Source organism: uncultured Mobiluncus sp., from assembly GCF_902488535.1.
GTDB lineage: Bacteria > Actinomycetota > Actinomycetes > Actinomycetales > Actinomycetaceae > Mobiluncus.
On sequence record NZ_CABTWO010000010.1, the window covers coordinates 70,297 to 85,176 of the forward strand.

The following is a 14,880-nucleotide window of genomic DNA, read 5'->3' on the forward strand; positions in this document are numbered from 1 at the left end:
GGTATGCGTTATTTGCGCAATCACGAAGTTAACGCCTCATTAGAGAACGGATCGCGCAACTCAATCCGCTGTAGTCGATCCCACCCGGCACGGACCACCAAAGATGTCCAACTGGCCGCGACCAGGTCTTTTCGGTGGGCTACTGCGTTCCCGCGCACTTTCGCGCGGGTGCCGGTAGGAGGCTGGGTGGCCGCCATAATGATTTCGGTGGCGGGCGCGACGTCCTCAACGTGACCTTTGGCTCGCAACTTATCGACCGGGGACAAGCCGGGACGCAAATCTGCCCATTGAATGTCCAATGCCGCAAGCTTAGCGCTGGACCAACCGCCGGGAATCCGCTCGCTCAAGGCTTGGAAAATCGTGCGTTTCGCTACCCATTCGACGCGCCGCGACGCCGCTACAGGATCTTCGCGCAGCATGCGCACAGTATCTACCCAGGTCAAAGCGTCAGTAAGCGCGTCCGCCAGCAAAACGTCCCGGTCTTGGGAATGCAAGAAATCCGCTACCGTGTTCGCCGCGGCCCACTGCCACTCCAAAGCGCTGCGCTCTCTCCCATCGGCACACCGCAGTGTCGTAACAAAGTCAATGTCGTGGGAGACCTGCCACCCGGCCTCCACCGGATCACAATCCAGGAACAAGCCCTCTATCGGTGGAGCGCTGTGAGCGGTCTTCCACGCCGCTTCCAAAGCCGCCAGCCACGCCCGGCTCGAAGCAACTTTAGCCAGGATAGAGCCAGGGAACCGGTTGGCGTCACCGTTGATGACGTGCAGGCGGCGCCACTTTGAACCGGCGTGAGATTCATCACGAGTATTGACGATGGGACGGTTGAAAGTGGTTTGCAAACCAACCAAATCCCCCACAAAATCCGCACGCTGCGACATTTGAAATCCGCAAGTTTCGCTGTTTTTTCCGATGCCGACCCGGCCGGCACCGCAGATAACCGGGCGCGTCACCAAAAACGGCACCAGGCAGTCGCGCAACAGCGCAAACGGTACCTCGCGCGCCAACAGATAGTTCTCGTGCGAGCCGTAGGCCAGCCCTTTGGAATCGGTATTGTTCTTGTACAGCGCAATCGGCGAACCGTAGCTGGCGGCGACCTTCATGGCACGTCTGGCTACGTGCTCCCCAGCTACGTCCCACACCACCGCATCGCGAGCGGTCAAAACTTCGGGGGTGGAGTATTCCGGATGGGCGTGGTCCACGTAGAACCGTCCCCCATTCGTCATCACCACATTTGTGAGCATGGGAGAGGATTGGCCCACCAGCTCCTGCGCCGAAAACGTGTCGTCCTCGGCGCTGTGTGCCCCAGAGGAGGCCGGGGCAAAACGGTGGGGATCGTCGGTCAGCATGGTCGGGTCTGCGCTGGCGCGCTCCAACCGAGTACCGCGCAGGTCGTTCAAGGGGTCTTCCCCCTCCCAGTCCCAGCCAATGGCCCGCCCGTCAGGACGCAAACTGGCCTGCCAAGAACGCACGGCCTGCGCCGTGACTACTGACAAGCCCTCGGGAGTGTGCCGAAGATTGGGAATTGCGCCAACTTCCGTATCCGGGTCAAGCGCTACGCCGTACTCGGTCTCGATTCCTACCACACGCTGATTTGTCATCATCCCGACCCCTGACTATGAATATGACGGGTCGCGGACTACCCCACTGGCGACACAGTTGATTCCCAAATCTCGCGCCAGAGCCTCCGGGGGCAGCAACGCCGTGAGCGCCGCGGTCTGCGCGATAGTGTCCGTAAGCGCGGCGTTGAGGTCCTCCAGACGCACCCCGCGGCCCTCGCCGTTCAGTTCGCGGCCGATGGCCAGATTCTTGGCTTGGTTCGCGATGGACACCAGTAGCGCCCCGGAAATCATGTCGTTAAAGAACACTTTGCGCTCTTGCTCTTTGCCACCCACCTCTACGTAGCGCAGGGTACACAGATACGTGGCTGGTTCTTGGACAAACAGGCGATTGACCGCTGCTTCCACCAGGTTTACGGCAAAAATTGTCGCTCCCCCGGCCGCGTTCATCTGCGCCTCATCGAAAGGAGTCGCCGGACTGAGATGGTGTGACAAAATGCTGCGCGCCGCCGACACATCGGGACGCCCCACGCGAATTTTGACGTCAAAACGACCGGGGCGCAGCAGCGCCGGATCAATCATGTCCTCCCGGTTAGACGCACCGATGACAATGACATCGCGCAGTTCGTCCAAGCCATCCATCTCGGTTAATAACTGTGGTACCAGCATATTTTCCACATCGGAGGAAATGCCGGAACCGCGGGTGCGGAACAGGGCTTCCATCTCGTCAAAGAACACCACCACGGGGTGAGTACCCGCCGCCAACTCCCGGGCGCGGTCAAAAATGGCGCGAATCTGCCGTTCGGTTTCACCCACGAACTTGCTGAGCAGTTCGGGACCTTTCACGGAGAGGAACACACTGGGCTGATCGTATTGCACCGCCAAAGACGTGGCCACGGCCTTGGCCAGCATAGTTTTTCCGCAGCCGGGAGGCCCGTACAGCAAGACACCTTTCGGTGCGCTCAGGCCGTAAGAGGCGAACAGGTCGCGATGGGTGTAGGGCATTTCCACGGCAGCGCGGATATGGGCGATTTCCGTGTCCAGTCCCCCAATATCGTCATAGGTGACCCCCGGCACTTCGGGTTGCAGAGCCTGTTCCACGCCGGCGCTTTCCAGCAATTCCAAGCCCCAACCGGACCGCGGATCCATCAGCAGGGTGTCGCCAACTTTCAGGGTTTTGGCGAATCCGGCGCGCAGTCGTACCACGACTTCGGTGCCGCTGGACAGCCGCACGACCGCCCGGTCCATCTTTAGGTCGCGAATAACCGCCACGCTGCCGGACGGGGGCCTGGTCGCACTACCCACCACCACCGGGGTGGCGTCTATCCACACGGCATCCCCCGGCTGCAGCTGATCCACCCCCGCAAACTCCTGCACCGCCAAGCGGACGTGTTTGCCATCCCAAGCCACTTCGGCCAGCCGGGAGGGCTGGCTCGCGTCCGTACCGGGGACAGTGTCGGTGGAAAAGCCTTCAAAAATTGCTCGTGACAAGGGCGGTTGGCCGATTTGTCGCAGTTGGGAACGCAGGGACTCGAGTTGCGTTTTTGATTCACGCAAAGCGGTTTTCAGGCGAGCATTGTGTTCACCTACGGAGATGACCTCACGTTTCAGCTCTTCGATATTCGTGTCGGAATCATTCATCGTTTTCCTCCTCAAGCACGGTGCGGCGAGCCGTCTGTTCCCGCTGGTAGGCAGCTTTTTCCGTGACGTCCCTGATGACGCGGCGCAATTTTTGGTCCGAAATCGGCCGCGAAGCCTCGTAGTCAAGGTCCTCGTTTTCCCACAGGGCATCGCGAGGATCGAACTGACCAACTGCCTCTTCGCCGTGCCGAATGGAAGTTTCCCCATCAGCCAGGCGACGTGCCGTAAATATGAATCCGGTGTGGGCAATCATGCGGTGATCGGGTCGTACTGCCAAACCGTCTACGTGCCAGGGCCGAACCAAGGACTCCCAAGAGCGTAAGGACGTGAATCCGCCGAAGTTTCGTAAGTCTTGCACCATCCGCGCCAGCTGCGTAATGGTAGTGAGATAGCAGGTCAGCACCCCACCGGGCACCAGCACCCGATGAACCTGCTCCAGGTGCTCCCACGGTTTCAACATATCCAACACCACGCGGTCCACCGTCTGATCCGCCACGCCCTCGCGCAGTCCCTCACTGAGATCGGCCAGGCGCAACTCCCAGTTGCTCACATCCCCGCTGAACCACATTTCCACGTTGCACCGCGCTACCTCAGCAAAATCTGGACGCACCTCGAAACTGGTGACGTGCCCTGATGACCCCACGGCTCCCAGCAGGCTCATGGTCATCGCGCCGCTGCCAGCCCCGGCTTCCACCACATTCGCGCCGGGGAAAATATCGCCTTCCATCACAATTTGCGCGGCATCTTTCGGATAGAGGATTTGCGCCCCGCGCGGCATGGACAAATGATAATCAACCAGCAGGGGACGCAGGGCGGTAAACCGGTGTTCGCCGCGCTCCGCGGGAACAATTGTGCCCTCCGGTTTCCCGATGATTGTCCGGTGATGCAGGGCTCCTTGATGGCACTGGAAATAGCCGTCTTCACGCAGCAGGGTCGTATGCACCCGGCCTTTTTCATCGGTCAGCTGAACCCACTCTCCACTGCGAAAAGGGCCGCGGCGACGCGCTGGACCGCCGGGGACGCATGGTTTTTCTTGAGATTGAGCCATAGACCTTATCTTAACCTATGGTTTTTCACCTAGTCACAATCGGTTCGTAAACGGGAGGATTTTTGACGGCCAGACTATTAGCCTGAAAGCATGAGTGAGTCAGTTCCTACCCAGGCCTCTCGTCCCCCGGCGCTCTCGGCATCTTCGGCGAAACAGTTTCAACAATGCCCTCTGAAGTGGCGTTTCAAATATGTCGATAGACTTCCAGAGCCACAAAGTCCCGCCGCCCTGCGCGGTAGTTTGGTGCATAAGGTACTGGAGGACATGTTCGATTTGCCGCCCGCCGACCGCCAAGCCCCCACGGTACGCGAAACCGTGGACAGCGCTTGGGAAAAAGTCACGGACGGAGCCTACAAACTGTCCGAAATACTGGCCCAGACATCCGAGGAGGAATTGAAAGCCGCGGCCCGACAGCTTATTGATGCCTATTTTTCCCTCGAAGATCCGCGTCGGCTGCACCCCAGCGGTCGGGAGCTGGGGGTGGAAACGGTATTATCCAGCGGTTTAAGGCTGCGCGGTTTCATTGACCGGGTGGAGCGCGCGGACAACGGGGACGTGCGCATCATTGATTACAAGACCGGCAAGGCTCCCGATATGCGCTTTACCGGGGAATATGTCTTTCAGATGCGGATGTATGCCCTGCTGTATCGGGAACAGTATCAGGTCACTCCCAAACGTACCCAGCTGCTGTTTTTGGGAGGCAGCCCCCAGGTCTTAACCTTTGACCCCACCGACACCGACGTGAGCGAATTCGAAACTGAACTCAACGACTTGTGGCTTGACATAGCCGCTCACCTGCAGGCGCAACGTTTTGAAACCCGGCAATCCCGACTCTGCGACTGGTGCTACTTTCAAAACCTGTGTCCCGCTTTTGGCGGCACGCCACCCAACGTTGACCCGGCGATGCTGGAAAAAATTTCGGAAATCGGTCCTGCCGCCGCGGGCTAGGTAGTTCCGGGCACTTCCTCGGTTAGGCTGGAAACCATGGAAATGCGTCGTCTGGGAAATACCGGGATGCGGGTTTCAGCCTTGGGACTGGGAACCCTGACTTGGGGTCGGGACACTTTAGAATCCGAAGCGGCCGCTCAACTGGAGGCTTTTGTCGAGGCCGGAGGGAACTTGGTCGATACGTCCCCGACTTACGGAGACGGCCAGGCTGAACAGGTGCTGGGTCGCCTGTTGGGGCACTCCAGTTCATCCGCAATGGATGCCGCCAACGCGGCCTTGTCCGCTGTGACCCGTGAGGATTTGGTTATCGTCTCAAAAGCGGGGGTTTCGCGGCGTCACGATGAATCTTTTGTGGATGCCTCGCGCCATAATCTGTTGAGCAGCTTGGACCGCACCTTGGCGAACCTGGGCACCGATTACGTGGACTTGTGGCTGATTCAGGTCCCCGATCCGCACACGGACTTTGACCTGGTGCTGGGCGCGTTGTGGTCGGCGTGGTCGACTGGAAAAGCACGGTTCGTAGGGTTGTCTAATCATGCGGGCTGGCAGTGTGCTTACGCGGCGGCGCGCCTGCGGGAAGGCACCGTCAACGTGCCGGGTTTGGCGGCGGTAGAAAATGAGTACTCCCTGTTAAACCGGCAGGCTGAAGCCGAAGTTTTGCCCGCCGCCCAATCGCTCGGATTCGGATTTTTGGGGTGGTCGGCGCTGGGACGCGGGGTTTTGACCGGGAAATATCGCAACTCGGTGCCGCCGGATTCCCGTGCCGCCTCCCTTCACCTGCAGGGTTTTGTGCAGCCCTACCTGCAAGGACGTTACCGCAGCATTGTGGAATCGGTGGCGACCGCGGCTCAGGGTCTGGAAGTTTCCCCGCTGGCGGTTTCGCTTGCCTGGGCTCTGCAAAAGCCCGGTGTGTCCAGCGCTATCGTGGGGGCGCGCAGTGCCGAACAGTTCCACCAAATCTTGGGGGCGTTAGGCACGAAAGTGCCGCGTCAAGTCATGACGGCCTTAGATGAGGTTTCCGACCCGCGATTGCCGGTGGCATAAGGGTTTGTGCTCGACTCCCACGGCGTGACCCATCAGAAGTGACGCCGGGACAGACGAAATTAGTCGTCCTCGTCGTGCAGGTCGAAGTTCTCTAAATCGCCTTCGTCGAGATAATCGTCGTCATCGTCATCATCGTCGAGGTCATCGATGAGGTCTTCGTCGTCGTCATCATCGCCGTAGTCCTCGTCGTCGTCTTCCAGTATGTCGAAAGGCAGTTCAACCCCGGTGGCGGTAAACAGCGCATCGTCATAGGTAAAGAAAGCGTCGCGAAGTTTTTCTTCGGCGTCGCTCAGAACCGGCGAATCGTCCAAATCACTGTCCGCCGCAGACGCCACTTCCAGATGCCGCTGCAATGCGGCAATCAAATTATCTAACTCCGTACGAGGATCTTTCATAAGCTCAATTCTAATCGGCATGACCCAAGCTTGCAGGGGAATTTTCACGAAACCAGCAAGCTCACCCCATCAACGCGAGCTAACCGACAACACTTCTGAATCGCCCTGGTGCGAACCCGCCAGCAGCATCCGACTCGGTTGGGGGAACCAAAACAAACTAAGGCAGGTGCAGCTGACCTCTGACCATGGTCACCATCAGGTCAGTGCCTTTGATTTCCGAAGTTTCATCGGGACCCACGATTTGTGATTCTCCGTTGGGACCGTTCAACTGGGACGCTCCCCCCTCGACACCAAGAGGGAGGACAATCCACATCTTGCCGGGGGTATAGGTGGTGGAAGGAGGTTGCCCGGCGATTTCCGCTTTGATATTTGCCACGACTACCCGCGCGTGCGCCCGGGCGGCGTCAGCCCGTTTAGACTCGTGAACATCGGTAATGTCACCAACTGCGTAAACGTGATTCTGGCCCTTGACCCGCAGGTACTCATCCACCGTGACCTGTCCCTCACTGTTGAGGGAATCACCGTAGTTCGCCCGCAGATAGCCCGAAGCCGTTTGGGCGCCGTAGCACAGGAACCACATATCCGCGTCTATTCCTACTCCGGCCTGGGTCTCGACGTGGAAAGGCGCCAGCTCACCAATATCGGTCGGCGGCAGGTAAGCCAAAGGAGCACCCAAAACCAACTGCACTCCGGCCTGCTGCAACTCCGCGGTCAAAACGCTGCGCAGGTCTTCGGCATATTCGTTGGACCCCAAAATATGCGGGGAACGGTCCACCATAATAATTTCCATATCGGGGAAGTTCGTGAACAGCTCGCCGGCGAATTCGATAGCGACAGTACCCGCACCGACCAACATAACCCGCTTTGCTTGCGACAAATTATTCCGGGTTTCCTCCAGACGGCGTTTCGCCAACGAGGCCGTCGGGATATTGTGTTTCGCCGGATAAGGGTAGGTCGTTCCGGTGGCCAAAACTAGGTAGTCCGCTTCAATAGGGTCATGATTTGCCAGGTGAACGGTGGTTCCCTCGACGCGGGTCGCTTCCCCGTGCACGACCCGGCCATGCTTTAACAGGCGCGAATAGGGCATGAAAATGGTGTGGGTCCAAATATCATCGACCGCGGCGCGCAAAGCCGCCGCGTGATGCACGAACTGGTCTTTTTGTTCCACCAAAGTCACTTCGGCGACATCGTCCAAACCGCCGGCCACGGTGATTCCCCCGTATCCGCCGCCGACTACAGTAACTCGAACCACACTGCCTCCCGCTTCGGCTGCCCTAGGATAGATAATTTTCAAACAAAACGTCTTAATCCTAACCTAATAGCCCGCTAGTGCACCGGTTTCGCGTCAGATATTTCTGCCCGCCAGACGTGGGCGTGTTTATAGTTCCGCGGCCAGCGGGACCTGCAAGGCTCGGGCGATATTCGGGGGGAAAAATCCCTCACCTTTCAAAACTTTGCCGTCTTCGCGATAAATCGGTTTCCCGTCCGGTCCCAGCTTCGACATATTGGATGCCTGAACTTCCTGCAACACTGCCGGCAGGTTGATGCCCGCCTCCAGGGCCATGCCGTAGACGACATACGTCAAATCCGCCAAAGCATCGGCGACTTCGACAGTATCGCGAGCGCCCTCGTCGAGCTCGCTGATTCCGTCCATGACCCCGCGCAGCGCCGCATAGGCTTTCTGACCGTACAGCGCGCGCACCAACTCGGAAGTTTCTTCCAAAATCAGCGACAAGCGCATATGCATCCGCTCATTTTCAATGTTTGGCCCGGTAGTCACCACCGGCAGACCGTACACCTGATGAAATTGCCGCACCAGGGCTTCGGGATCGCGCGGGTCGGGGGCTGGCAGTGTTGTTTCACTCATCTTTTGTACTTCTTTCCTGGTCCGAGGCGTTTCCCCGGTTACCTTGCTGTAACTGTTTCATAAGGTCGTTCCACGAGGTCGCCGGTTCCAGCGGGTCCCCCGGCAACAGCGTCGCCACGGCACGGTCTTCGCGCTGCCCATGGTGCAAGCCAATGCCGCGCAAGATGCCGCCAAAACGGAATCCACAACGCCAGGCGACGCGGATAGAGGCCAGGTTATCCGGGTGTGCTTCCAAGGTCACGCATTGGAAACCCAACAGGTTGAACGCGGTGGTAACCGCCAGTTGCAGGGACTCTTGCATCAGCCCACGCCCCCGCCACTCGGGCGCTATCCAGTACCCAACATTGGTGGTTTTTTCCAAGCCGACCCGCAAAGAAATCGTGCCCGCCACGTGGGGAGTTTGGGATTCAAAAGCGCGGATAATCCAGCTGGCTCCCCCTTCGTCCCATAACCGGGGGCAAAGTTCGTTTATAAAATTGTCCGCGTGTTCCGGGCCGAAAGGCACCGGAACCGTCGTAAAACGCTGGATTTCAGGATCTTGGCAAGCGGCCGCAACTTCAGGGGCGTCCGCAGCCCGCGGCACATCCAAGGTCAGTTTGGTGCCATGCACCGGAAAGGGCCGATGTGCACCGATTTCCCCCTCGACGGCGCTGGTGGAAACAGATTTAGCGATTCCGTGAACGAAAGGTGTTTCAGCCATGAATCCTCCCGAACGAAATACGACAAAGACCCGGATTTTCCGGGTCTTGTGCGAGGAAAGGGACTTGAACCCTCACGACCGCAATTGGTCACAAGCACCTCAAGCTTGCGCGTCTACCATTCCGCCACCCTCGCTGGTGCTAAAGGCAAATCAAATTTAGCGGGTTTAGGCGACATTCTCAAAACGAAGTCTGCAACGACACCAGACCGGGGCGAAACTGGGCGCAAAACCCGAGGATTGCCGGCCCCGCAAACGAAACGAAGCTCAATCAGCTTCGGCGAACTGCCAAATCTCGACCATAGAAGCGGTCGGGGTCAGGAAAAAGGCATTTTCATCCACATCGTCTTTGCCAGTCGCGCTGGCTTTCACCAGGACGTAACCGCTGGCCAGCTTGATACCTATCTGAGCCGGATCAGTGGCCGCCTCGGCAGAGAGAGTGCCGTCAGGTCGCATGAAACGAACCGTTTTAGCCGACCCCCGCATGACTTCTGAGACCTCAGCGTTGCCCGAGTACACCCCAATCACGATTAGACCCGAACCCACTAACGGATCACCGCGAACCAGGGACTTCGCCCGCACGGCGGCGCGTTTGAAATAATTACGCCCTTCAACAATGTCATCGTTCACGGTCTCATTCTTTCACGCCCGCCTAGACAGCGCCTGAATTTGGGGAAAATTTACGCCGCACCGCCCTCGGAGCTGCTGGCCAATCCTCAGCTCAAAAGGCTGCGCAGCTGGTCAAGGGTGATTCCCGCGGAAACTTCGCGGTTTTCTTGACCGGAGAGTACCGCCCCGATGAGGTCGCGTTTCTTTTCTTGCAGCTCCAAGACGCGCTGTTCAATGGTGTCGGCAGCGACCAGCCGATAGACGTTGACGAACCTTTTTTGCCCTAGCCGATGCGCCCGGTCGACAGCCTGAGCCTCCACCGCCGGATTCCACCACGGGTCGGTGAGGAACACGTAATCCGCCTCAGTGAGGTTCAAGCCAAACCCACCAGCCTTCAACGAAATCAGGAATACATCGACTTCCCCGTTTTGGAACCGTGCCACCTGACGGTCGCGGTCCCGACTGGTGCCGTCCAGATAGGCGTAATCAATCCCCGCCTCGTCCAGTTTTTCCCGCAGTATCGCCAAGAAAGAAGTGAACTGGGAAAACACCAGCGCCTGGTGGCGCTGCCGGGACTTCGAGCTGCTATCGTCGCGCAACCCCTCCAACGTTTGCAACAGATACGTGACTTTCGCCCCGTCCTCGTGCGCGTGATGGTCGATGAGCTTAGCGCTCAAAGCGAGCTGACGCAGGCGGGTCAGCGCCGTGAGGATGTTGATCCGAGGAGAGTTAGCGTCCGCCGCCTGGGCTCGGGCCGCCGTCAAATATTTGGCGTACCAGGTGCGCTGCACCGGCTCCAGATCGATAGAGACAATCTGTTCGATTTTTTCGGGCAGCTCCTGAGCGACGCTGTCTTTGGTGCGGCGCAGCAAAAACGGCGCCACCCGATCGGAGAGCTCGGCGGCCGCCTCGCTGCGATCGCTGAGCGTCTCGGCGGCGAAGCGTCGCGTGAATACCGGCAGACTGGGCAGCACCGTGGGAACGGTCAGAGACATAATCGACCACAAGTCAGTAGCGGTGTTTTCGATGGGGGTGCCGGTCAGGGCAAAAGCCCACTTCGCGCGCAGACGCACCAGAGCTTTATGGGTGGCGGTGGAAGGGTTTTTCACAAACTGGGCTTCGTCGAAAACCAAACCTGAAAAACTCTGAGTTTGCCAAAAATCTATGTCCATCCGCGTCAACGTATAGGTAGTCAGCACCAGGTCGGCCTGTTGGACCTCGCGAGCCACCCGCTGACAGTCCGCAGCGGCTTTGCCCACGCTCGTCCTTTGGGTGTACACCCGCAAATTCGGGAACCACCGCGAGGCCTGCTCCTCCCACGTCCCAATCAAACTGGCCGGTACCACCACGAACACCGCAGCACAGTCCGCGGGACTATCCGCCAACTGGTGCTTTTGCCCGGCAATGACCGCCAGCATCTGCATAGTCTTGCCCAAGCCCATGTCATCAGCCAAGATACCGCCTAAACCGGCCTCGGCCCGAGCCGTCATCCAACGAAAACCGTCCTCTTGATAGCCGCGCCAAGTGCCTTGTGCCAACGTGGGAGTCGAAGCTTCGGGCGGATCAACCAATCTGTTGACGGCATGTTCCCAATCGCCGGAAAACTGGCGCGTCGCGGCCAGCGCATCCAGCGCTGAAACCAGCCCGAAATTGGAAATTCCGACTGTAAAATCCGCGCTGCCGGAAAAATCGTTGAGTCCCAAATCGGTGAACTCGCGAATCAGGCGTTTCAGCTGTTGATTTTTCGCCGCATACAAATCCACCCAGTTGCCTTCGGGAGTTTGCCACCAGCGCTCCACTCGCCCCAGAGCCGCCAGAAACTCTTTCGTGTCCAAGTCTTCCTGCCCCAGGCGCAACCCCAGGTCCAGCCCGTAACGCAGCCCCCAGCCACGCGGCTCGCCTTCGGGCAGTTCACCGAGATCTGCCTCGAAGTCCGGGGCGGTGTCGTCTGACCGGGGCGTCCCTTGAGCGGGTGAAAGCGCCTGGTCAATCCGCAAATCGAGTACCGGACCGTTAGAAAAAATCTGAATGTGTTGCAGTTCTGGGGAAATTTTGACTTCGGCGCGTTCGGAGACGTTTATGGTGTTCATGAACTCGCGAATCCGATCCAACTCAAAAATGGGAAATTTTTTCGTAAAGAACGTCTGAATTTCGGATTCATTCCATCCCCCCAGGGAGCCGACGCCCTGCATAGCAGCCTGAATTTCCGGATCAGGGGTGTTGGGGTCCAAGGCCACTTCCACTGCAGCGCTGGCCGAGCGACGGCGCACGGTCCAGCGGATTTCGACCAGTTTCGGGTTCATTTCGTTCAGTCGCAGCAATCCGCACAACTGGGGAGGACCAAAAACGTGTTCCTGGGTCAGATTCATGGATTCGTGAGACAGCACGCCCAACTCCCCCAGGCGTTTAGCATAGTTGGCCCAAAATTCGTTGGCTTGCGTAGCCGGGATTTCCCATCGAGCTTGCACTGCGGCCAGCGTGTTTAGTTCCTCGTTCACTCCCGCTTTTAAGCCGGCGCACGCCACGAAACGCCCGCGCAAGGCTTCCAGTCGCGGCCCGAGAGACCGGCAGACCGCCTCGGTCGTTTCGGGCGCTTCTGAAGGCACGCCAGCCACCGCAGTTTCGGCACCGGCTGCCACCGCAGCTTCGGCACCGGCCGCCACCGTCAACGAGCCGTCCTCGTGCTGTGTGATGACCAATACAGTTTGGGGGCCGGGCTCCGCGGGACGCAACACGGTGGTGCGTGAAGTGTCAGCAAACACGCTGACTCCGCTGGTGATGCACTTTTCCAGGAGGTCCAGACCGGTGGGGTCCAGGTGGCTTAATTTCACGAGCTGCGCCCGGGCACTGTGTTCAAAAAGGTGGCGCATCGCGGCGAGCTGGGTCGCGTTCAGTCCCTTGGTGACCGAGGCCCAGCGCGAGGTCAGGTCACGCCAAGTGGCGCGCTTTTCTGACCACTCTCCGGCCGGGTTGATACGCAGGGGAACTAAGGTTTCTCCCTCTATCTGGATGGCCATAGGCTGGTTCGTAACATCAACCTCGCCAGCATTGAGCAAACTGCCGAGCCCCGCGCGCCAATCCATTTCGTAAGCCATTCTGTCCATTTTACAGGTTTCCGCCGCGGATTTTCCGTTGCACCGAAAAACCTCCCTAGAATAGGGACGTTATGTTGCACGTGATTTTCTTTCAACCTCGCATCGCCGGAAACACCGGTGCCGCTATTCGTCTGGCCGCCTGCACCGGCGCTACCCTGCACGTGGTCGAACCGACCGTGTTTGACCTGGATAACGACACCAAGTTGAAGCGTGCGGGACTGGACTATCACGACCTGGCGCACCTGGAACGCCACCCCAATTTGGACGACTGCTTAGCGCACGTGCCCGGAAAACTTTATGCCTTTACCGGCCACACTGACATCCTGCTGCCCCAGATTCGCTTTCAGGATGGGGACGGCCTCATGTTTGGACCCGAAGATACCGGTCTGCCGGTTGAAGTGATGGATGACCCGCGTGTCACCAGTCGAGTTCGGATCCCCATGCTGGAAGGGCGCCGTTCCCTGAATCTCTCGATTTCAGCGGCGATTGGGCTGTATTACGCCTGGGGTCAGCTCGGCTACACCGGCGGTATGTAGTTTCATTTTTCCTGGTCACAAGTCTCGATTTCCCGTTTTTCCGTGTGCCTGCGCGGTTTTTCCCGTTTCCTCATGTTAATCTCGAGGAAAAGAGGGAGCACGTGTGATTAAGTACCTAGGTTCAAAACGCACTTTGGTGCCGGCGTTGGCACAGATTGCGGACCTGTCGGGTGCACGCACCGCCCTTGACGCGTTTACCGGAACGACCCGGGTCGCCCAGGCTTTCAAGGCCCTCGGTATTGCCACCGCTGCCAACGATGTGGCCAGTTATTCGAGGGTACTCGCGGACTGCTATATCGCCACCGACAAACGTCAGATAAACGACCGCGAGCTACGAGCTCTCTTGTGCGATCTAGAAGCTACCCCAGGCGAGCCGGGCTACTTCACGGAAACGTTTTGTGAAAAGTCTCGGTTCTTCCAACCAAAAAACGGGTCGCGCATTGACGCTATCCGCAATCGAATTGAGACAGAATTTGCCGCTGACCCCCGCTACCCTATCCTGCTGACTTCGCTGATGGAGGCGGCAGACCGGGTAGATTCCACGACCGGACTGCAGATGGCGTACCTGAAACAGTGGGCTCCGCGCGCGTACAATGACCTGGAACTGCGGATGCCCGAGCTTTTGGAGGGTACGGGCACCACCTACCAACGCGACACGAACGCACTCATCGCCGACCCCGCGACCCCACGTTTTGACCTGGTTTACCTCGATCCGCCCTATAACCAGCATCGTTACTTTACGAACTATCACATTTGGGAGACGCTGATCCGCTGGGATTGCCCCGAGGCTTACGGCGTGGCGCAAAAGCGGGTGGACGCCCGGGATTCCGCCACGCATTCGGCGTATAACCGGAAACGCGAAATGCCCCAGGCTTTGCAAAGCCTGATTGCACAGGTAGACACGGACACGCTGGTGCTGTCTTATAACAATGAATCTTGGATTGATTTTGACACCCTGTTTGACGCGGTGGCGGCTGGTTTTGAGGACTGCGTAGCGCTGGCTTTTGACTATAAACGCTACGTGGGTGCCCAAATCGGCATCTATAACCCGGAGGGAACCAAGGTCGGTAAAGTCACCCACCTGCGGAATCTGGAATACCTATTCGTCGGGTGCACCGCACAGGTTGGCGCGCGTATCCGCGCCGCTTTCTACGTCCCCGACGCCCCGGAAGTGCCCTCAGAATCGCGGCTGCTCGCCCAAGTGGGCTAGCCCCGGCCGGATTTTTCTGTTACTTTTGCGTCTTTTTGAGAGACAGGGCGCGTGGTGCCTCATGTCATTTTGAGCGCGAAGTTGGGGTTAGGCGCTGCAGGTTTTGATGCCTTGGGTGAGTAGGGCTTTCAATTCTTCGGGTGTGTCATAACGGTAGTGGAAGCCGTATTTACGCACTACATGGTTGTTTTTAGATTCCACATGTGCCTGGTCGTTCTTCTTGTAAGGGCG

13 protein-coding genes and 1 tRNA gene are annotated in these 14,880 nt (G+C 58.5%); 4 read left to right on the forward strand and 10 right to left on the reverse strand.

Annotated elements, in window-relative coordinates; all coding sequences use genetic code 11:
* Positions 1-20: 20 nt before the first annotated feature.
* Genes RDL66_RS05005 through RDL66_RS05015 form a run of 3 tightly spaced genes read right to left on the reverse strand, consistent with a single transcriptional unit; the run spans position 21 to position 4,248 of the window.
* Positions 21-1,604, reverse strand: a complete 1,584-nt coding sequence (locus tag RDL66_RS05005) for a proteasome accessory factor PafA2 family protein (RefSeq protein WP_308535640.1) — start codon at positions 1,602-1,604, stop codon at positions 21-23.
* Between the two features lie 12 nt (positions 1,605-1,616).
* Complete coding sequence (gene arc, locus RDL66_RS05010) at positions 1,617-3,200, reverse strand: proteasome ATPase (protein ID WP_308535642.1); 1,584 nt, start codon at positions 3,198-3,200, stop codon at positions 1,617-1,619.
* Entirely contained in the window at positions 3,193-4,248 is a 1,056-nt protein-coding gene (locus RDL66_RS05015) for a tRNA (adenine-N1)-methyltransferase (RefSeq protein ID WP_308535643.1), read from the reverse strand. Before RDL66_RS05015 ends, arc begins: the two co-directional genes overlap by 8 nt.
* Before the next feature lie 90 nt (positions 4,249-4,338).
* Between RDL66_RS05015 and RDL66_RS05020 the strand changes: the two genes are divergently transcribed.
* Positions 4,339-5,196, forward strand: coding sequence for a PD-(D/E)XK nuclease family protein (locus RDL66_RS05020; protein WP_308535645.1), 858 nt, complete (start codon positions 4,339-4,341; stop codon positions 5,194-5,196).
* A gap of 36 nt (positions 5,197-5,232) precedes the next feature.
* The gene (locus tag RDL66_RS05025) at positions 5,233-6,240 is read left to right on the forward strand and encodes an aldo/keto reductase (protein ID WP_308535647.1); all 1,008 of its coding nucleotides are present in this window, start codon (positions 5,233-5,235) and stop codon (positions 6,238-6,240) included.
* A gap of 59 nt (positions 6,241-6,299) precedes the next feature.
* On the opposite strand, the gene RDL66_RS05030 is transcribed toward RDL66_RS05025, so the two are convergent.
* The 7 genes from RDL66_RS05030 to RDL66_RS05060 all read right to left on the reverse strand — a co-directional run bounded on the left by RDL66_RS05030 (position 6,300) and on the right by RDL66_RS05060 (position 12,903).
* A complete protein-coding gene (locus RDL66_RS05030) occupies positions 6,300-6,635 on the reverse strand; it encodes a DNA primase (RefSeq protein ID WP_308535649.1) in 336 nt (111 codons plus the stop codon).
* A 157-nt stretch (positions 6,636-6,792) separates the two neighbouring features.
* The gene (locus tag RDL66_RS05035) at positions 6,793-7,887 is read right to left on the reverse strand and encodes an FAD-dependent oxidoreductase (protein ID WP_308535650.1); all 1,095 of its coding nucleotides are present in this window, start codon (positions 7,885-7,887) and stop codon (positions 6,793-6,795) included.
* Between the two features lie 126 nt (positions 7,888-8,013).
* Positions 8,014-8,502 carry a nucleoside triphosphate pyrophosphohydrolase family protein gene (locus tag RDL66_RS05040; RefSeq protein WP_308535651.1) on the reverse strand — a complete coding sequence of 163 codons (489 nt, stop codon included), beginning with the start codon at positions 8,500-8,502 and terminating at the stop codon, positions 8,014-8,016.
* The gene (locus tag RDL66_RS05045; RefSeq protein ID WP_308535653.1) at positions 8,495-9,202 is read right to left on the reverse strand and encodes a GNAT family protein; all 708 of its coding nucleotides are present in this window, start codon (positions 9,200-9,202) and stop codon (positions 8,495-8,497) included. The genes RDL66_RS05040 and RDL66_RS05045 overlap by 8 nt, the downstream gene beginning before the upstream one ends.
* 49 nt (positions 9,203-9,251) lie before the next feature.
* Positions 9,252-9,336 (reverse strand) — tRNA-Leu (locus RDL66_RS05050).
* A gap of 130 nt (positions 9,337-9,466) precedes the next feature.
* Positions 9,467-9,829, reverse strand: coding sequence for a hypothetical protein (locus tag RDL66_RS05055; RefSeq protein WP_297721240.1), 363 nt, complete (start codon positions 9,827-9,829; stop codon positions 9,467-9,469).
* A gap of 86 nt (positions 9,830-9,915) precedes the next feature.
* Positions 9,916-12,903 carry a DEAD/DEAH box helicase gene (locus RDL66_RS05060; protein ID WP_308535655.1) on the reverse strand — a complete coding sequence of 996 codons (2,988 nt, stop codon included), beginning with the start codon at positions 12,901-12,903 and terminating at the stop codon, positions 9,916-9,918.
* Between the two features lie 71 nt (positions 12,904-12,974).
* Between RDL66_RS05060 and RDL66_RS05065 the strand changes: the two genes are divergently transcribed.
* Positions 12,975-13,439, forward strand: coding sequence for a tRNA (cytidine(34)-2'-O)-methyltransferase (locus RDL66_RS05065; RefSeq protein WP_299294174.1), 465 nt, complete (start codon positions 12,975-12,977; stop codon positions 13,437-13,439).
* Positions 13,440-13,542: 103 nt separating this feature from the next.
* Positions 13,543-14,649 (forward strand): DNA adenine methylase, encoded by a 1,107-nt coding sequence (locus RDL66_RS05070; protein WP_308535658.1) that lies wholly within the window; start codon positions 13,543-13,545, stop codon positions 14,647-14,649.
* Positions 14,650-14,880: the final 231 nt, after the last annotated feature.

What these genes read in the sequence shown, in the direction of transcription:
- RDL66_RS05030 (WP_308535649.1), bottom strand. Translation starts at nt 6,635, where the DNA reads ATGAAAGATCCTCGTACGGAGTTAGATAATTTGATTGCCGCATTGCAG.
- RDL66_RS05040 (WP_308535651.1), bottom strand. Translation starts at nt 8,502, where the DNA reads ATGAGTGAAACAACACTGCCAGCCCCCGACCCGCGCGATCCCGAAGCC.
- RDL66_RS05020 (WP_308535645.1), top strand. Translation starts at nt 4,339, where the DNA reads ATGAGTGAGTCAGTTCCTACCCAGGCCTCTCGTCCCCCGGCGCTCTCG.
- RDL66_RS05060 (WP_308535655.1), bottom strand. Translation starts at nt 12,903, where the DNA reads ATGGCTTACGAAATGGATTGGCGCGCGGGGCTCGGCAGTTTGCTCAAT.
- RDL66_RS05065 (WP_299294174.1), top strand. Translation starts at nt 12,975, where the DNA reads ATGTTGCACGTGATTTTCTTTCAACCTCGCATCGCCGGAAACACCGGT.
- RDL66_RS05015 (WP_308535643.1), bottom strand. Translation starts at nt 4,248, where the DNA reads ATGGCTCAATCTCAAGAAAAACCATGCGTCCCCGGCGGTCCAGCGCGT.
- RDL66_RS05025 (WP_308535647.1), top strand. Translation starts at nt 5,233, where the DNA reads ATGGAAATGCGTCGTCTGGGAAATACCGGGATGCGGGTTTCAGCCTTG.
- arc (WP_308535642.1), bottom strand. Translation starts at nt 3,200, where the DNA reads ATGAATGATTCCGACACGAATATCGAAGAGCTGAAACGTGAGGTCATC.
- RDL66_RS05005 (WP_308535640.1), bottom strand. Translation starts at nt 1,604, where the DNA reads ATGATGACAAATCAGCGTGTGGTAGGAATCGAGACCGAGTACGGCGTA.
- RDL66_RS05045 (WP_308535653.1), bottom strand. Translation starts at nt 9,202, where the DNA reads ATGGCTGAAACACCTTTCGTTCACGGAATCGCTAAATCTGTTTCCACC.